We start from the raw sequence: 18,235 nt of genomic DNA, 5'->3' as shown, positions 1-18,235 counted from the left end.
TGACCATCTGAGCCTTCGCACCGAAAACGCCGCGCCGTTCGTCACGGCCGGACCATTCACGCGTTTCGCGAGGTTTCCACATGGCTCACTCCCTGCCTGCCGCACTGGCTGTGGCACCGGCTGCAACAGCGGCCGCCGCACCGGCGACTTTCACCATCGAACTGCAGCACGTCACGCTGCGCCTGCCGGGCGGCAGGACACTGTTCGACAACCTCACCCACACGTTCGGCACGCGCCGCACCGGCCTCGTCGGCCGCAACGGTGTTGGCAAGAGCATGCTGGCGCGCATGCTTGCCGGGCTGCTGGTCCCGGACAGCGGCCGCGTTGCGGCGCATGGCGCCGTCCGGTACCTGCCGCAGCGGATTACCGTTGCGCCCGGCGCCACGGTTGCCGGCATCGCCGGCCTCGGGCCGCTGTTCGCGGCGTCGGAGCGTCTCGCGCGCGGCGACGGTACGCCGGAGGACCTGGCGCTGCTCGACGGCCGGTGGCACCTGGCGGCCGATTTCGCGGCGGCGCTGGCCGGCGCGGGCCTGCCGCACCTGCAACCCGCAGAACCGGCTGCGACCCTGTCCGGCGGCCAGCTGGCACGGGTTGCGCTGGCGGGTGTGTTCCTATCCGGCAGCGACATCCTGGTCCTCGACGAACCGACCAACCACCTCGACCGCGAAGGCCGTGCCTGGCTGCGGGCACGGCTCGATGCCTGGCCCGGCACCGCGATCATGGTCAGCCACGACCGTGAACTGCTCGACGCGGCCGGCGCGATCGTCGAGCTCGACGAGCGCGGGCTGCATGCATACGGCGGCAATTTCACCCATTACCGCGCACAGCGCGACGCGCAGGCAGCGGCCGCACGGGCCGCGCTGGAGCACGCGCGCACGGCGCGCCACGCCGGGCTGCGACAACTGCGCGACGAGCACGATGCGCGGCAGCGGCGAACGGCGCGTGCCGGCCGCGCCGCCCGCGAAGAGAACCAGGCGGCGATCGTGCTTGGCCGGCGCAAGGCGGGCGCCCAGGCCCATGCCGGCCAGCAGGCCCGGCACGCGGACGCGATGCGCGCGCAGCTGGATGCAGCGGTGCGCGCGGCGGCCGGCAGCGTCGGCCATGAAGCGCAGCCGGCCCTGCTGCTGGGCGATGCGGCGGTGCCGGCCGGGCGTGTCGTCATCGCGTGCGAGGGGGCACTGGCGCCATGGCCGGTCCAGGCGCAGCCGCTCGACCTGGTGCTGGCGGGCCCGGTACGACTGGCCATTACCGGGCCGAACGGCTGCGGAAAAAGCACGCTGCTGAAGATGCTGGCCGGCGACATCGCGCCGCGTGCCGGCACCTGTTCGGCGCAGGTGCCGAGCGCCTGGCTGGACCAGCAGGCCGAACACATACTGCCACCCGGGATGACCGTCCTCGAGCGTCTGGCACGGTCGGGAACCCCGCTGCCGGAAGGAGAACTGCGCAGCCGGCTCGCGCTGCTGGGGCTCGATGCCGCCCGGCTGAACACGCCGGCCGGCGCGCTGTCCGGCGGCGAGCGTGTCAAGGCGGCGCTGGCCTGCGCCGCCTGGCGGCGCGACGGCGCCCGGCTGCTGCTGCTCGACGAGCCCGGCAACCATCTCGACCTGCCCGCCCTGCAGGCGCTGGAAGACGCCCTGAATGCATGGCCCGGCGCCCTGGCCATCGTGTCGCACGACCGCCACCTGCTGGACGCCCTGCATCTGACGCATGTGCTGGCCTGGCACCCAGACGGCTGGGTACTTGCGCCGTGCAGCCGGCGCAGCTGAAACCGCATGGCGACCGCCGTTTGCCCGACAAAGACGGGCTTCGCACCCCAGCAACCCACAGAAAGCCCGAAGCATTATATCCTTGCAACACTTATTGCTATATTGCCGAGCAGATGGCTTCAAGAATGGAAGCGAGTGTTATGCTTTCGGCCAACATCACTACCATCGGGAGAGCAAGCCGTGTCGATTGCCGAAAAAATGTTCAAGTTGAAGGAAAGCGGCACGGATGTGCGCACCGAAGTCATTGCCGGGATAACAACATTCCTGACGATGGCCTACATCATCTTCGTCAACCCGGCGATCCTGGCCGATGCCGGCGTACCGAAGGACGCGGTGTTCGTCGCCACCTGCCTGGCGGCCGCGCTCGGCACGTTCATCATGGGCTTCTATGCGAACTACCCGATCGGCATGGCGCCCGGCATGGGCCTGAACGCCTATTTCGCCTACGCGGTCGTGCTCGGCATGGGCGTGCCCTGGCAGACGGCGCTGGGCGCCGTCTTCATTTCCGGCTGCCTGTTCCTGATCATTTCCATCTTCGGGCTGCGCGAAATGATCGTCAAGGGCATCCCCACATCGCTGCGCACCGCGATCACGGTCGGCCTCGGGCTGTTCCTCGGCCTGATCGCGCTGAAGAGCGCGGGCATCGTGACGGCGAACGCGGCCACGATGGTCACCGTGGGCGACCTGCACAAGGCGCCGGCACTGCTGGCGATCATCGGCTTCCTGGTCATCGTGGCCCTGGACAGGTTGCGCGTCAAGGGCGCGATCCTGATCGGCATCGTGATCGTCACCGTGCTGTCGTTCTTCTTCGGCGGCAATACCTTCAATGGCATCTTCTCGTTGCCGCCCTCGCTGGCGCCCACCTTCGGCAAGCTCGATATCAGCGGCGCGTTCGGCACCGGCATCCTCAACGTGGTGCTGGTGTTCTTCCTGGTGGAGCTGTTCGACGCTACGGGAACGCTGATGGGCGTGGCGGCGCGGGCCGGGCTGCTCGTCGAAGGCAAGATGGAGCGGCTGAACCGCGCGCTGATGGCGGACAGCACCGCGATCGTGGTAGGGTCGGTGATGGGAACGTCCAGCACCACGGCTTACGTCGAGAGCGCAGCCGGCGTGCAGGCCGGCGGGCGTACCGGGCTGACGGCCGTGGTCGTGGCGCTGCTGTTCCTGGCGAGCCTGTTCATCTCGCCGCTTGCCGGTGTCGTCCCCGCTTACGCGACCGCGCCGGCACTGCTGTTCGTGTCCTGCCTCATGCTGCGCGACCTGGCCGACGTGGAGTGGAACGAAACCACCGAGAGCATCCCCGCCGCCGTGACCGCGCTGCTGATCCCGTTCACCTATTCCATCGCCCACGGCATCGCTTTCGGCTTCATCACCTATGCGGCGCTGAAACTGCTGACGGGCCGCGTGCGCGAAGTGAAGGCCGTGGTCTGGATCATCGCCCTGGTGTTCCTGTTCAAGTACACGTGGCTGGGGGCCTGACCCTGAGAAAACTTGCTTTTGAGGTGTCAGCTCTTAACTAGGCGATTTGCAGGACTGTTCCTACATAACTTTAACCAGTGGTTAGCCACCTGCCATAGCAACGGGTGCCAGCCCCGGCCAGATACCAATAGTTACGAACTGTTGAGTCGAAAATAGTAGGAATTGCCGCGCGGAATTGACTTATCGCGCGGTCAATACTTGATAGGATGTCCACTCAAGACATTGAGAACGGAACCTGTCGCATGCACGCACCGCGCTACTCGCCAGACGACTGCCGCACACCACCTTTCCGCGGGAACGGACGTTCCCCGGTCGGTGCGGCCGCCGGTGCCTCCAACATTGCCTTCCACCGCACCTCCGTGCCGGGAACGCACCGCGACGATGGCGGGCGGCCCGTCCCCTTTCCGATATCTGAAGAACCGACGAACGCGTCGCGCAAGGCCGCCGGCACCAGCGGCGCCTGCGTGCCGTTGTGCCCTGTCGGCACGGCCGCTGCCGCGGGACGGCGTGCCATGACCGGGTCCGAATCGCGGGCCGGCGCCGCAGGCGCTGCCGCGACGCAGCTCATTCCCGCCAACCTCCAGCCACAAGGCCCACAAGAAATGCAAAATAAAGAGAGGATCCGATGAGTGATTTCGACTATCCGCGACCGCAGCTGGTACGCGACAACTGGCAGAACCTGAACGGCACGTGGCAGTTCGCCTATGACGATGAAGAACGTCACTGCCGTCCCGACGACAACATCGACTGGACGCACGAGATCCAGGTGCCGTATGCACCGGAAACGAAACTGTCCGGCATCCACGACATGGGTTTCCATACCGTAGCCTGGTACCGGCTCGAGTTCGACATGGAAAACCGTGGCGAACGTACGATCCTGCACTTCGGCGCCGTCGACTACGAGGCCAAGGTCTGGGTCAACGACCGCCTCGTGACCTCGCACCAGGGCGGGCATACGTCGTTCTGCGTGGACATCACCGACGCATTGGCCGAAGGCACGCGCCAGGTGATCGTGCTGCGCGCGGAAGACGATCCGCACGACCTGGCCAAGCCGCGCGGCAAGCAGGACTGGCAACTGGAACCGCACTCGATCTGGTATCCGCGCACCACCGGCATCTGGCAGACCGTGTGGCTGGAACAGGTCCCGGCCACGTACCTGAAGCGGGTGCGCTGGACGCCGCACTTCGACGGCTTCGAGATCGGCTGCGACATCCTGGCGGCCGGCGAGCGCCGCGAGAAACTGACGGTGGAAGTGAAGCTGTGGCACGGCGACGTGCTGCTGGCCGACGACGAATACAAGCTGATGGGCCAGGAAGCGCATCGCAAGATCGCCATCTCAGACCCCGGCATCGACGATTCGCGCAACGACCTGCTGTGGAGCCCGGAACGGCCCACGCTGCTCGATGTGGAACTCACGCTGCGGTGCGACGGCAAAGAGCTGGAAACGGTACGATCCTATACGGCACTGCGTTCCGTGGCCATCAACCGGGACCGGTTCATGCTCAATGGAAGGCCTTACCCGCTGCGCCTGGTGCTGGACCAGGGTTACTGGCCGGACAGCGGCATCACGGCACCGAACGACGAAGCGCTCAAGCGCGACGTGGAACTGGCCAAGCTGATGGGCTTCAACGGTGTGCGCAAGCACCAGAAGATCGAAGATCCGCGCTATCTTTACTGGGCGGACAAGCTGGGACTGATGGTGTGGGAAGAAATGCCTTCCGCCTATTCGTTCAGCCCGAAATCGATGACGCGCCTGATCAAGGAATGGCAGGAAGCCATCGAGCGCGACTACAGTCACCCGTGCGTGATCGTGTGGGTGCCGTTCAATGAATCGTGGGGTGTGCCGAACCTGACGTCGATGCAGGCACATCGGAACGCCGTGGAAGCGCTGTATCACATGACGCGCATGATGGACTCGACGCGCCCCGTGATCGGCAACGATGGCTGGGAAGCTTCGGCGACCGACATACTCGGCATCCACGATTACGACAGCGATCCGCAGCGCATCAAGGCGCGCTACGAGGTGAGCGACCCGGCCCGCACGCTGTTCGATCAGCGTCGCCCCGGCGGCCGTATCCTGACGCTCGACGGCTTCCCGCACCGCGGCCAGCCGATCGTGCTGACGGAATTCGGCGGCATCGCCTTCGATACGAAAGCGCCCGACATCGACACGTGGGGTTATTCGCGGGCGAACACGGCCGAATCCTTCTACGAGCACTACACCGCTCTGCTGAAGGTGGTGAACGAGACGCAAATGTTTTCCGGCTTCTGCTATACGCAGTTCGCCGACACGTACCAGGAAGCGAACGGCCTGCTGAACGCTGACCGCACGCCGAAGATCCCGTTCGAGAAGATCAGCGCCGCTACCCGCAGCGTCCAGCTCGTCGCGCAGGATCCGCCTGAACCGGTCTAGCGCCCGCCGTCCCCGGCGGGGACGCGGCGCCGTTGGCAAGCTGTTTGAAAATTTACGAACCACAATTAACGACCCGTATCGGGCAAGGGAGAAACCATGTCGACCATTATCGTGTTCTGCCACCTTCGCTGGGACTTCGTCTTTCAGCGTCCGCAGCACCTGCTCACCCGCCTGGCCAAACATTACAAGATCGTGCTTGTGGAAGAGCCCATTCACCACGAGGGCGAAAGCTTCATGAAGACCTGGGAGCCGGCGCCCAACATCACGGTTTGCCAGCCGCACACGCCGATCCAGCAGTGGGGTTTCCACGACGACCAGATTCCGCTGGTGCAGCCGATGGTCGCCAAGCTGGTGCCCGAAGGCGAAGACCCGATCGTGTGGTTCTATACGCCGATGGCCCTGCCGCTGCTGCCGCAGCTGCATGCCAGCCTCGTCGTGTACGATTGCATGGACGAGCTGTCGGCCTTCAAGAATCCCCCGCGCCAGCTGCTGCAGCGCGAAACGGCGTTGCTGAACATCGCCGACCTCGTGTTCACTGGCGGCCCGAGCCTGTATGAAGCGAAGAAGAACCGCCATTCGAATGCGCACTGCTTCTCCAGCTCGGTCGATGCGAAGCACTTCCGCCAATCGCTGGAGCGCGAGGCCAGCCACGCAGACCAAGCCCATATTCCGCATCCGCGCCTGGGCTTCTATGGCGTGATCGACGAACGCTTCGACACCGAGCTGACCGCGAAGATCGCCGATGCGAACCCGGACTGGCAGATCGTGCTGGTGGGTCCGGTCGTGAAGATCGATCCGGCGCATCTGCCGCAGCGCCCGAACATTCACTACATGGGCCAGCGCGGCTACGACGACCTGCCGAAGTTCCTGGCCGGCTGGGACGTATGCCTGATGCCGTTCGCGATCAATGAAGCCACGAAATTCATCAGCCCGACCAAGGTGCTGGAATACATGGCCGCCGAGCTGCCGATCGTGTCGACGCCGATCCGCGATGTGGAGCAGCCGTATGGCGACGTGGTGGCGATCGGCCACGACGCGGCGGAATTCGTCGCCCATATCGAAGCCGCGCTGGCGCAGACGGACGAACAGACCGCGACGATGGCCCGGAAGATGCGCGAAGTGGTGGCCAAGACCTCGTGGGAAAACACCGCGACCCGCATGCGCGACCTGATCGAGAACGCCACCCCGGCGCGCAAGTTCCAGCGGCTCACGGCACAGGAAATGTCCTACGGCGAAGCGGCCCACAACGTCAACCCGCTGCGCACCACGGCCACCACGGCCACCGCGCCGAAGGTCGGCACCGTGATCGGCGGCGGCGCCGTGGCCGGCGCCACGGCCGCGGCCTACCAGCTATCCCAATCCGCCTCCGCACAGGCGGCGGTGAAAGCGGAGTAACGTGCAGCACGGGGAACCGCACGGTTCCCCGGCGTTGACCAAACAAGAACGGCGGCCACTGGCCGCCGTTTTTCATACCTGGTCCGACAGTTGCCGTTCAAAGCCGCTGCCGGAACCGCCATGGCAATGCGTTGTGGATGGCGGTAGCCGCGATCGCCGCCTGCCCGATCGCGACGCTGATCTGGTTTAGGCCCACCACCAAGTCGCCGATGGCATACATGCCGGGCACGGTGGTGCGCTGGTGCTTGTCGACGATCACCTTGTCGCAATCGCCGCAGTGCGCACCCAATGCATGCGCCAGGCCGGAACGGGCGGTTTCGCCCAGCATCGGATAGAACACATCGAACAGGTGGTCCTCGCCGTCCTCGGTGTGCAGCACCGGTTCCATCGCGTCCGTCAACGTCACGCCTTTCACGGGCGAAGCGACATAGCGCACCTTGGCCACGCGCAGCTTTTCGGCTTCCTCTTCGGACAGCGGCACATCCGGTTCGCGCTCGAACAGCGTCACGTCGCAGGAAAACGTGCGCATGAACAGCGCATGGCCGGTGCGGTTGTGCGGCTGCGAGGCCACGGCCACGCGCTTGTCGAGGATATCGTAGCCGTCGCAGACGGGGCACAGGCGTACGGCACCGCTGGCCACGGCGTCATGCCAGTTTTCGATTGGCAAACCCTTGTCCGCAACGCCCGTGGCGAGCAGCACGACGGGCGTGCGGATTTCACCGCCGTCGTAAGTGGCGACGAAGACGTCCTCCTCCTTTGCCAGGCCGGTGATCTCCACGCCATCCACGCTGCCGCCATAGCAGGTGAGCTGCTCGCGCAAGCGCCCGAGCAGCTCGGCCCCCGGCACGCCGCCGGGAAAGCCGGGGTAGTTATGGCTGATGGGGATCATCGACAGCCGGCTGTTTCCCTTGTCCGCCACGATCACGTCGCGCCGGAACCGGCGCAGGTAGACGGCGGCGGTGAGCCCGCCGGGCCCGCCGCCGATGACGAGGACTTCGCAGGTCCTGCTTTCGCTCACCTGGTCGTGCCTGTGCCTGCACCAGTACCCGTGGTGCCGGTTCCGCTGGTGCCGGTTCCGCTGGTGCCGGTCGTGGTACCGCTGGTTCCGGTCGCGACCCCGCTGCCGGTTGCGCCGCTGCCCGTCGTGCCGCCGGCAGAGTCGCCCGACGTGGTGCCGCCCGCCCTCGTGCCGGCCGCGCCTCGGGTGGTGGCGGAACGGTTGGTGCCGGCCGGTGTCACGCTGTTCAAGGTGCCTGTGGCGGATGCGCCGCCTGTCGTGTTGCCCGTGCCCAGCGCATTGCCGCCCAACGTGCCCGGCGCACCGGTCGCGCCCGTTACAGGCGACGGGCCGATGGTGGTGGCCGACGAGCCGGTCTGACCTTGCAGCGTGGCGCCACTGGTCGAATTGCCGACCGTACCGAGGGGCGACGTTACCCCGGGCGTGCCGATGGAGCCGGTCGCGGGTGCGACCGTGCCGTTGACCGGTGCGGGCGCAACGCGCATTGCCGGATTCGTCACCCGGTTCACACCGCCGGCACCCGTGTTCACGCCGCTATTGATGCCGGTGTTGACACCGGTGTTCACCTGGCCGGCGCCTGCGGGCGCCGCTGGCGTCGTGACGGTCTGGGCGTGGACGGCGGACGTGCCCAGCAGGGCTGCAAGAATCAATGCAGAATTCATCTTCATGGCGCTCTCCTTCGTTTTGTAGGTCCGGCGATTCTGTCATGCCGCGCCGCTGCGGCCCGTAGGAGCACGCCGCATGGACGGGTCGGAACGGTTCCCGACCGCCCTTGGCGCGCGCCGGATCGCGCCTTTCACGCATGCGCTTTAAAATATCGGATGTGCATGAGCACACCGGCACCGCCCAAGCACGCCCACAAGCCAGGTACGTCCACAATGCCTGAGTGCGACCAGCGCACGCGACAGCACCGATTGCAGGAACTATGTACCATCTCAAACGGGGCGCGCCGGAGTGCGCGCCCTTCCCTTAACATTCGAGATCGCAAAATGACACAACAAACCGAAACCGCCATCCTCGCCGGCGGCTGCTTCTGGGGCATGGAAGAACTGATCCGCAGCCAGCCCGGCGTGCTTGCCACGCGCGTCGGCTACACGGGCGGCGACGTGCCGAACGCAACTTACCGCAACCATGGCACGCACGCCGAAGCGATCGAGATCGTGTTCGATCCGGCCGTCACCAGCTTCCGCCGCATGCTGGAATTCTTTTTCCAGATCCACGATCCGAGCACCCGGAACCGCCAGGGCAACGACATCGGCACCAGCTACCGCTCGGCCATTTTCTACCGGGACGCCGGGCAGAAGCGTGTGGCCGAAGACACGGTGGCCGATGTCGACGCGTCCGGCCTGTGGCCGGGAAAGGTGGTGACCGAAATCGTGCCGGCCGGCCCTTTCTGGGAAGCCGAGCCGGAACACCAGGACTACCTGCAGGTGCATCCGAACGGCTACACCTGCCACTGGCTCCGGCCGGACTGGCAGTTGCCGAAGCGCTGATACCGGTTGCTCCGCGGCGTCCGGGACATGCGGAGCGAGTGTCCCGCCAGCCCCGCTGAACATGCTTCGCCACGCCGGCACCGCCTGTGTTGGCTGGCGAACCATACAGCGGAACCGGTCCCGTCGCGCTATCCCGACAGTGAAGTGGCGCACCGAGCGGGCACGACAGTTTGTACGACCCTGAAAGTCACACTTTCAGGAGAACCAGATGAAACTACACAACATGTCGCTGGCGGTTGCCGGCATGCTCGCCAGCGCTGGCGCCTTCGCCATCGACAGCCCCGAACCGCCGAAAGCCGAACCGCGCATGCAGAAGGTACTCGACGCGCTGGCGTCGCTGGGCGGCAAGCCGGTCGAAACGCTGGCGCCCGAGGAAGCGCGCAAGCAGCCGACACCGGCCGACGCGGTCGTGAAGCTGATGAAGGAAGAAGCCGTGCCGGCCCCGAAGGACGGCGTAACGTCGAAGCAGCTGAGCATCGACGGCCCGCAGGGCAAGATCCCCCTGTTCGTCTACACGCCGCCCGGCAAGGGCCCCTTCCCTGTCGTGGTCTATTTCCACGGCGGCGGCTTCGTGATCGCCGACACGAAAACCTATGAATCGTCGGTCAAGGCGATCGCCGCGGGTACCAGTGCAATCGTGGTATCGGTCGAATACCGGCAGGCACCGGAACACAAGTTCCCGGCGGCGCCGAACGACGCGTTCGCCGCCTACCAGTGGGTGCTGGCCAACGCGAAGGACATCGGCGGCGACGCGGCCCGCGTGGCGGTCGCTGGCGAAAGCGCCGGCGGCAACCTGGCCACCGTGGTCGCGCTGATGGCGCGCGACAGGCAGGTCGCGGCACCCGTCCACCAGCTGCTGATCTACCCGGTCGTCAGCGACGACATGAGCACGCCGTCGTACCAGCGCAATGCCAACGCCAGGCCGCTGAACAAGCCCATGATGCAGTGGTTCTTCAAGCACTACGGTGCCGACCCGCAAAACCCGTACGCGCTGCCGGCGAAGGCGCAAACGCTGAAGGGGCTACCGTCCGCCACGGTGCTCACGGCCGAAATCGACCCGCTGGCCAGCGAAGGCGAATCCTATGCCGAGCGGCTGAAAAAGGACGGCGTGAAGGTCGATTACCGGCAGTTCGACGGCGTCACGCACGAGTTCTTCGGCATGGGACCGGTGGTACCGAAAGCGCAGGATGCGCAGAAGTTCGCCGTCGAAGGGCTGAAGAAGGCATTTGAGGCGAAACGCTGACAGGTGCATGTAAAAGCGGCGGGCACGGCAGGCGGCCGCCGGCCGTCTTGCCGGTCGCTCAGGCGGGCGCCGCCGGCACGCGTGTGCCTTTGCGTGTTCCTTTGCGCAAAGCAGCGCGCCCGGTCTTGCCTTTCGCCGGCCGGATCTCTTCCGCGGCCTTCGCCAGGCGCTCCTGCAGCAGCGCCAGCACGGCCGCTTCCTCCGGCTGCAGCGCATGCAGCTCGCTGGTGAACTCTTCTTCGGCACGCACGCGCAGCGCGGCCAGTTCCGCGCCATCCATGTAGGCTTCCAGCACGGCCGGATGCACGTAGCACTTGCGGCACACCGACGGCGTGTTGCCGAGCTTTTTCGCCACCGACTCGATGGCGCGCACGACGTTCTTCTTGGCCTGCGTTTCGGAATCGAATTTCTCGAACGCCTGCAGCGCCAGCGCGGCCAGCACGGTGCCGGACCAGGTGCGGAAATCCTTGGCCGTGTAATCCTCGCCGGTGATGGTGCGCAGGTAATCGTTGACGTCGGACGAATCGATCGAATGCGTGGCGCCGTCGTCGTCGACGAACTGGAACAGCTCCTGGCCCGGCAGGTCGCGCATCCGTTCGATGATGCGGGCCAGGCGGCGGTCCGCCACCTTCACGTCGTGATACACGCCGCTCTTGCCGCGAAAGCGAAAGCCGACCTCGCGGCCGTCGATCCGCACGTGGCGGTTGCGCAGCGTGGTCAGGCCGAAGGACTTGTTGTCCCGCGCATATTCCTCGTTCCCGATCCGCATCATCGTGTGCTCCAGCAGGTAGACCACGGTCGCCAGGACTTTTTCGCGCGGCAGCCCCGGCTGCCTGAGCGCCGTGTCGACCGCCTGCCGGATGCCGGGCAGCGCCCGCCCGAACGCGATCATGCGTTCATACTTCACGTCGTCGCGCACGCTGCGCCAGCGCGCGTGATACCGGTACTGCTTGCGGCCGCGCGCATCGCGGCCGGTGGCCTGCAGGTGGCCGTTGGCCTGTGCGCAGATCCACACGTCGGTCCATGCCGGCGGGATCGCCAGCGCCTTGATGCGGGCGAGCGTGGCGTCGTCGTCGACCGGGTCGCCGCCGGCGTCCAGGTAGCGAAAGCCGTCCTTCGCCGCGACGCGGGACATGCCGGGCTTGCTGTCGCTGACGTAGCGCAATCCCGCGGCGCGCGCCGCCAGCGGAGGATCGGTAAGCAGTTCATCGGGTTTCATCGCAGCTCCTCAAGGAGTAGCCAGTGTCGCACCACCGCGCTCGGCGCTCCGTACGATGGGCAACATCCATGAGCAAGTGACAACTCGACAGCGCTCCGCTTCACTGCGCGCGCGGATGCGCCGGGCGGCCCGGCGGCGGGCCGCGAACGGACGCGAACGCGAGGCTGCGGTACAATGCCGGCTCCATTGTTTTCCCGGCCACAGAAAATCGATGACCTTCCGTTCTGTACTCATCCTCGCGATGGCCCTCGGGCATGGCGCAGCGTTCGGCGCCGACACGATCGAAGAACGCACCTGGAGCACATCCGCCGAACTGGGCGCCATCACGACGTCCGGCAACACGACCGGTACCTCCGTCACGGGCAAGATCGATGCCCGCCAGGAGCTGGAAGACTGGAGCAACCAGTACATCCTGACCGGCTTCTTCAAGGAAGACCAGACGCGGACGAGCGACGGCGACGAGAAGTACGTGCGTTCGGCCGAGCGCTTCGCGTTCTCCGCGCGCGCCGCCTACAAGCTGATGGAGGAAGGCGAACGGATGTTCGTGCTGGGCTCCCACGTGAACGACCGCTTCGGCGCCTACACACGCTACTCGTCGCTGTCCGTCGGCCGCGCCAAGCGGCTGTACAAATCGCCGGACAAGATCGTCGAAGTCGAGCTGGGGCCGGGCTACTTCTCGGGCATCCGTGCCACCGGCGAGGACGAGGACGGCGTGACGGTGCGCGGCGCCGCCAACATGCGCTGGCAGATCAGCGATTCGGCGCTGTTCTCGCAAACCGTCGCCGTCGAGCGAGGCACGTCGAATACCCACTCGGTGGCCGAGACGGCGCTGTCGGCCAAGATCAACGGCACGATGCAGATGAAAGCCGCCTTCAGCGCGCGCAACGACTCCAACGTGCCGGTCGAGAAGAAGAATACCGACACGCAGACATCGGTGACGCTGGTCTACTCGTTCTGACAGTCCGGCCCGCCACCCGGGCCCGATGTCATGCCATGCGGTGCAATCGCGCTTGCGCCGTCATGCCCGCGCCATCATGCGCACGCCCCGAACACGAACAGCGGCATGGCGCTCCAGGCGAGGGCGACCAGCGCCAGCACGGCGCCGCCCAGTTGCGCCATCCCCAGCAGCGTGCGCGGCTCCTTGCCGCCCTGCCACCCCTGCCGCACCAGCCAGCCGGCCAGCGCCAGCGCGGCCAGCGTGACGCCGAGCAGCACGGCCCAGGTTTCGCGGCGGCAGCCGCTGGCCGCATACAGGTAGCAGAAAAAAAAGTGGGTTGCCCACAGTACCAGCGGCGCGGTTCCCTGCCACAGCTTGTGGAAGAAGCGGTCGCCCATGCCTACCCCATCAGCCGCGGCCAGACATGGATCGCCACGCCAGTCACGGCCCCCTGCAGCACCGTGTAATACCAGATCAGCGCCGTGTTATCGAGCGTGCCGCGGCTGTGCGGCGTCAGTTGCCGGCGCGCCGAGCGGGCGATCACATAAACGCCGGTGATCGCGCACAGCAGCACGTGCAATCCCTGGTAGGCGATCATCGCCGCCACCGCCGCGCTCCAGGCGTGGCGGGTGGGACTCAGGCCGCTGTCCAGCTGCCCGGCCAGCTCGATGCCGAAGCCGGCGATGGCCAGCACCAGGGCGCCGCCGAACAGCCAGCGCAGTGCGCCCTGCTTCGCTTCCAGTGGCCGCCGCCGCGCCAGCGCGACCAGCAAGCCGCTTGCCGCCAGCAGCGCGAAGGACAGCGCCGGCAGCCATGGCGCCGCCAGCCTGGCGCCCGGCGGCGGGCAGATGTCGAGCCGCATCGATACGTGCACGTAGGCGAACAGGAACGACAGGAACACGCCGGCATCGACGACCAGCATGATGATCGTGGCCCACCAGGAGTGGCTGGCGGCGCCGGTCGCGCCGACCGGCAGCATGAGGTCCCCGCCCGCCGCATCCTCGCCGACCTTCGCTTCGCGGCACGGGGCGGGACGGTCCTGCTCCCACAGCCACGCCAGCAGCGTGACGATCGCCACGATGCCGCACAGCCACGCCACCATCGTCTGTTTCGCGGTCAGCAGCAGGAAGAATCCCGCCGTGCCCAGCGCCGACAGGAACGGCAGCCAGCTGTCCGTCGGCAGCACCAGCAGGTAGCGCAGCTTCGCGCCGACCGGGGTCGTGACGATCGTTTCGCGCTTGCCGGTCGCGGTGCCCGGCAGCCAGTGCGCTCCCTCCTCCACTTCGCGCATCAGCCCGGGATCGGTCCACAGCGGGTCGTTCGACTCCACCTGGGGAATGCTGCGCGTGGCGTACGATTCCGACGGCAGCCATTCCAGCGTGCCGGCGTTCCACGGATTGCCGGGATCCTTTTCCTTCTTCGCCAGCGCCCGCGCCATGCCAGCGAAGAACAGCACCACGCCGGACGCGAACACGAACGCGCCCACGGTCGATACCATGTTGAGCACTTCCCAGCCCAGGCCTGAAGGATAGGTGTACACGCGGCGCGGCATGCCGAGCAGGCCGGTGATGTGCATCGGGAAGAACGCCACGTTGAAACCTGCAAACATCAGCCCGAACGACCAGCGCGCCACCCGGGTGGGCACCGCGTTGCCGTTCACCAGCGGCAGCCAGTAGCACAGTGCGGCGAACAGCGGGAATACCATGCCGCCGATCAGCACGTAGTGAAGGTGGGCGACGATGAAGTAGCTATCGTGCGCCTGCCAGTCGAACGGCACCACGGCCACCATCACGCCGGTCAAGCCGCCCAGCACGAAGATGAACATGAAGCCGAGGATGAACAGCGCCGGCGGTGACAACGCCAGCCTGCCGCGCCCCGAGGTTCTTCCATTGAATGCGCCGGCCCACAGCGTGCCGATCCACGCGAACACCTGGATCGCCGTCGGCACGGCCACGGCCATGCTGGCCGCCGACACGAAACCCGCTTCCAGGTGCCCCAGCCCGGTGGCGAACATGTGGTGCGCCCACAGGCCGAAACTGAAGAAGCCCACCGCCACCATCGCCACGATCACGGCGCGCCGGCCGACCAGCGCGGTACCGGCGATGGTGGGAATCATCGTCGATACCATGCCGGCCGCGGGCAGGAAGATGATGTACACCTCCGGGTGCCCGAAGAACCAGAACAGGTGCTGCCACAGGACCGGATCGCCGCCACGCGCGGCATCGAAGAACGGCCAGTCGTAGGCGCGCTCGAGCTCCAGCAGCGCGGTGCCGGCGATCACGGCCGGGAAGGCGAACACGATCATCACCCCCACCACCAGCATCGCCCACGCGTAGACGGGCATCCGCGCCAGCGTCATGCCGGGGGCGCGGGTGAACAGGATGCCGATGATCAGCTCGATGGCACCGGCGATCGCCGAGATTTCGATGAAGCCGATCCCCAGCAGCCAGAAGTCCGCATTCAGCCCCGGCGAATACGCCTTGCCGGTCAGCGGCGGATACATGAACCAGCCGCCATCCGGCGCCAGGCCCACGAACAGCGTGCAGAAAAAACCCAGGCCGCCGAACGCATAGGCCCAGTAGGCATACGCGGACAACCGCGGGAACGGCAGGTCGCGCGCGCCCAGCATGCCCGGCAGCAGGTACACGGCCACCGCCTCGACGACGGGAATCGCGAACAGGAACATCATCACCGTGCCGTGCATCGTGAAAACCTGGTTGTAGGTGCCCGGTCCCAGCAGGTCGTTCTCGGGCACGGCCAGCTGCGCCCGGATCAGCAGGCCCAGCACGCCGGCCAGCACGAAGAACAGCAGCGAGGTGCCGATGTACAGCAGGCCGATCGTGGTGTTGTTGACGGAACTGAGCAGGCGCCAGCCTTGCGGCGTGCGCCATACCGCCTCCAGCCGCTCCAGCTCCCCGGGCGGGCGCGGCACCGTGCTGGGCAGCCTGCGGGTCATTTCAGCGACTCCAGCCAGGCCGCAAGCGCGCGCAGTTCATCGCCTTCGAGGCCGCGGGCCGCCGGCATCCGCGCACCCGGCTTGATCGACTGCGGGTCGGCGATCCAGCCGGCCAGCGTGCCCTGGTGGACCGGCAGCGTGCCGGCCGCCAGGTACAGGCGGCTGCCCACGTGGGTCAGGTCCGGCCCCGCAGCAGGACTTCCTGCAGCGCCATCGCGGGTGCCTTCGGCCACGCCGCGCACGGCATGGCAGGCATTGCAGCGCCGTTCCAGGAACACCTGCCTGCCGCGCAACAGCTGCGCGGCGGCGGGTGCCGCCGCCGGCCCCGCCTGGGCCGCGAGCCACGCATCGAATTCGGCCGGCGGCTGCGCCACCACATGCAGCGCCATCCTCGCATGCTGGATGCCGCAGAATTCGGCGCACTGGCCGCGCCACGTGCCGGCGCGGTCGGCCCGCAGCGTGAGGCCGTGCACGCGGCCGGGCACCATGTCGACCTTGCCGGCCAGCGCCGGCACCCAGAACGAGTGGATCACATCGTCCGATGTCAGCGACAGGTAGACCGGCTGGCCCACCGGCAGGCGGATCTCGTTGGCCAGCACCACGTCGCGCCCCGTGGCGGGGTCGATGTAGCGCACTTCCCACCACCACATCTTCGCCGTCACGGCCACGCGCAATGCCGTGAGCGACGACGGCCGCGACAGCCCAGCGGTGCTGGCGAGGCTCCAGCCCAGCAGCGCGGTCAGGATCGCCAGCGGCAGCACCAGGCCGCCGCCGACGATCCAGAACCGCGCGGGAACCGGGCGGCCCGGCCGCATGGCCCTCGCCAGCAGCGCCATCACGGCGACGAGGATGACGGCCGAGCCAATCGTCATCGTCCAGCCCAGCTGGTCGATGATGGCCGCATCGGGGCCGGCCGGCGCCAGCGCCGACTGCCGCGGCGCCTGTGTCGCCGGCACGGTCATCGAAGCCGCCGTCATCGTTACCGCAGTCATCGTAATGTGTACAGGTAAGCGGCCATATGCCGCGCATCCTCGGGCGACACGCCCAGGTTCGGCATCGGCGTGCCCGGCTTGACGGCCGGCGGATCGACGATCCACCGCACCAGCGATTCGGGATAGTTCGGCAGGTGGCCGGCCACGTAGCTTTGGCGCCCGAACGTATCGAGCGGCGGGCCGGCGGTACTGCGCGCGGCCTCCACGCCGGGAATCGAATGGCAGGCGCCGCACTGGAACTGCGCCAGCAGCCGCTTGCCCCGTTCGACATCGCCGCCCGCCACGCGCTGCGCCTGCGGTCCGTCGTCGTCGCAACCGGCGATGGCGAAGGCGAGCGGCCCGGCCAGCAGGACTGCAAAGATTCGACGTCGGGTTGTTTCGCGCACGTACCGTTCCTGCAGAAACTGGAAGAGTCCATATAATAAAGCAAACACTTCATGGACTTTTTTCAACGGTGCGCACCCCTGCATGGCTTCCAACCGACTCCGCCTGATCCTCAAGACCGCGTTCGCCACCACCATTTCGCTGGCGGCCATCGGCGGCCTCGCGGGCTGGCTGGTACTGGAAAGCGGCTGGTACAACGTGGCCGCCACGCAGCAGCACATCCAGCCCGTGCACTCGGTGCTGGAAAAGGGCATGCGCGAATCGGTGCGCGCGCACGCGAAGCACATCCGGGCGCCCGCGCTGGCCGATGCGTCGCGCGCCGTGCGCGGCGCCGGCCTGTATCACCAGCATTGCCAGCAGTGCCATGGCGCCCCCGGCATGGCGCAGGAGCCGCTCGGCAAGAGCATGCAGCCCGTACCGGGCCCCCTGGTGGACGCGGCGCGGCGCTGGCAGCCTCGCGAGCTTTACTGGATCACCAGGCACGGTATCCGCATGGCCGGCATGCCGGCATGGGAATTCCACCTGCGCGACGAGGAGTTGTGGGACGTGGTGGCATTCCTGCAGCAGTACCCCGCGTATACCGCCGCGCGCTACCGCGCCGTGGTGGCGGGCGCCGGCAAACCGGTGCCGTTGCCGCCACTGCCCGTAACGGGCCCGCCGGACGTGGAACGCGGCCGCATGGCGCTCACCCAATATGCCTGCCAGGCCTGCCATTCGATCCCCGGCGTGACGGGACCGGCGACGTTCGTGGGCCCGCCCCTGAAAGGACTCGCGCGGCGCAAGTACGTGGCCGGCGGCCTGCCGAATTCGCCGGACAACCTGGTGCGCTGGATCCGCGCGCCGCAGGCCGTGCATCCCCAGTCGGCGATGCCCGACCTGGGCGTATCGGAGCGCGACGCCCGCGACATGGCGGCCTACCTGCTCAGCCTGGATTGAGCGC

Annotated in this window: 15 protein-coding genes; 8 read left to right on the top strand and 7 right to left on the bottom strand. The window is 67.1% G+C overall.

The window, feature by feature from the left end; genetic code table 11:
* Positions 1-80 precede the first annotated feature (80 nt).
* From GJV26_RS27510 to GJV26_RS27495, 4 genes are all read left to right on the top strand, one after another.
* Positions 81-1,766, top strand: coding sequence for an ABC-F family ATP-binding cassette domain-containing protein (locus GJV26_RS27510; RefSeq protein ID WP_155711771.1), 1,686 nt, complete (start codon positions 81-83; stop codon positions 1,764-1,766).
* A 198-nt stretch (positions 1,767-1,964) separates the two neighbouring features.
* Positions 1,965-3,245, top strand: coding sequence for an NCS2 family permease (locus GJV26_RS27505; protein ID WP_173346360.1), 1,281 nt, complete (start codon positions 1,965-1,967; stop codon positions 3,243-3,245).
* Between the two features lie 625 nt (positions 3,246-3,870).
* Positions 3,871-5,658: a glycoside hydrolase family 2 protein gene (locus GJV26_RS27500; RefSeq protein ID WP_155711769.1), complete on the top strand. Its 1,788-nt coding sequence runs from the start codon at positions 3,871-3,873 to the stop codon at positions 5,656-5,658.
* Positions 5,659-5,754: 96 nt separating this feature from the next.
* On the top strand, positions 5,755-7,053 hold the full coding sequence (locus GJV26_RS27495) for a glycosyltransferase (RefSeq protein ID WP_155711768.1): 1,299 nt from the start codon (positions 5,755-5,757) through the stop codon (positions 7,051-7,053).
* A gap of 97 nt (positions 7,054-7,150) precedes the next feature.
* Here GJV26_RS27495 and GJV26_RS27490 read toward each other — a convergent pair whose 3' ends face one another.
* Together GJV26_RS27490 and GJV26_RS27485 are read right to left on the bottom strand one after the other, a co-directional pair.
* Positions 7,151-8,071 (bottom strand): NAD(P)/FAD-dependent oxidoreductase, encoded by a 921-nt coding sequence (locus tag GJV26_RS27490; protein ID WP_189442161.1) that lies wholly within the window; start codon positions 8,069-8,071, stop codon positions 7,151-7,153.
* The gene (locus tag GJV26_RS27485; RefSeq protein WP_155711767.1) at positions 8,068-8,739 is read right to left on the bottom strand and encodes a hypothetical protein; all 672 of its coding nucleotides are present in this window, start codon (positions 8,737-8,739) and stop codon (positions 8,068-8,070) included. Before GJV26_RS27485 ends, GJV26_RS27490 begins: the two co-directional genes overlap by 4 nt.
* Before the next feature lie 321 nt (positions 8,740-9,060).
* On the opposite strand from GJV26_RS27485, the gene msrA reads away from it, so the two are divergent.
* Together msrA and GJV26_RS27475 are read left to right on the top strand one after the other, a co-directional pair.
* Positions 9,061-9,564 carry a peptide-methionine (S)-S-oxide reductase MsrA gene (gene msrA / locus GJV26_RS27480; RefSeq protein WP_155711766.1) on the top strand — a complete coding sequence of 168 codons (504 nt, stop codon included), beginning with the start codon at positions 9,061-9,063 and terminating at the stop codon, positions 9,562-9,564.
* A gap of 208 nt (positions 9,565-9,772) precedes the next feature.
* Positions 9,773-10,807 (top strand): alpha/beta hydrolase, encoded by a 1,035-nt coding sequence (locus GJV26_RS27475; protein ID WP_229419472.1) that lies wholly within the window; start codon positions 9,773-9,775, stop codon positions 10,805-10,807.
* 58 nt (positions 10,808-10,865) lie between these two features.
* Here GJV26_RS27475 and GJV26_RS27470 read toward each other — a convergent pair whose 3' ends face one another.
* The gene (locus tag GJV26_RS27470) at positions 10,866-12,026 is read right to left on the bottom strand and encodes a DNA topoisomerase IB (RefSeq protein ID WP_155711765.1); all 1,161 of its coding nucleotides are present in this window, start codon (positions 12,024-12,026) and stop codon (positions 10,866-10,868) included.
* Positions 12,027-12,237: 211 nt separating this feature from the next.
* On the opposite strand from GJV26_RS27470, the gene GJV26_RS27465 reads away from it, so the two are divergent.
* Positions 12,238-12,984, top strand: coding sequence for a DUF481 domain-containing protein (locus GJV26_RS27465; protein ID WP_155711764.1), 747 nt, complete (start codon positions 12,238-12,240; stop codon positions 12,982-12,984).
* A gap of 74 nt (positions 12,985-13,058) precedes the next feature.
* Here the strand turns inward: GJV26_RS27465 and GJV26_RS27460 are convergent, their stop codons facing one another.
* From GJV26_RS27460 to GJV26_RS27445, 4 genes are read right to left on the bottom strand one after another with little or no spacing between them, the layout of a single operon-like run.
* Positions 13,059-13,361, bottom strand: a complete 303-nt coding sequence (locus tag GJV26_RS27460) for a hypothetical protein (RefSeq protein WP_155711763.1) — start codon at positions 13,359-13,361, stop codon at positions 13,059-13,061.
* Positions 13,362-13,363: 2 nt separating this feature from the next.
* Positions 13,364-15,919 (bottom strand): cbb3-type cytochrome c oxidase subunit I, encoded by a 2,556-nt coding sequence (locus GJV26_RS27455; protein ID WP_155711762.1) that lies wholly within the window; start codon positions 15,917-15,919, stop codon positions 13,364-13,366.
* Positions 15,916-16,911 (bottom strand): cytochrome c oxidase subunit II, encoded by a 996-nt coding sequence (locus GJV26_RS27450; RefSeq protein ID WP_229419471.1) that lies wholly within the window; start codon positions 16,909-16,911, stop codon positions 15,916-15,918. The genes GJV26_RS27455 and GJV26_RS27450 overlap by 4 nt, the downstream gene beginning before the upstream one ends.
* On the bottom strand, positions 16,908-17,297 hold the full coding sequence (locus GJV26_RS27445) for a c-type cytochrome (protein ID WP_229427982.1): 390 nt from the start codon (positions 17,295-17,297) through the stop codon (positions 16,908-16,910). The genes GJV26_RS27450 and GJV26_RS27445 overlap by 4 nt, the downstream gene beginning before the upstream one ends.
* Positions 17,298-17,379: 82 nt before the next feature.
* Here GJV26_RS27445 and GJV26_RS27440 point away from each other — a divergent pair, with 82 nt between their 5' ends.
* Positions 17,380-18,231 carry a c-type cytochrome gene (locus tag GJV26_RS27440; protein ID WP_155711760.1) on the top strand — a complete coding sequence of 284 codons (852 nt, stop codon included), beginning with the start codon at positions 17,380-17,382 and terminating at the stop codon, positions 18,229-18,231.
* Positions 18,232-18,235 lie beyond the last annotated feature (4 nt).

It is taken from the genome of Pseudoduganella dura, assembly GCF_009727155.1.
Classification (GTDB): Bacteria; Pseudomonadota; Gammaproteobacteria; order Burkholderiales; family Burkholderiaceae_D; genus Rugamonas; species Rugamonas dura.
Note: the sequence above shows the minus strand (reverse complement) of the source record. Positions and strands in the feature narration are given on the sequence as shown.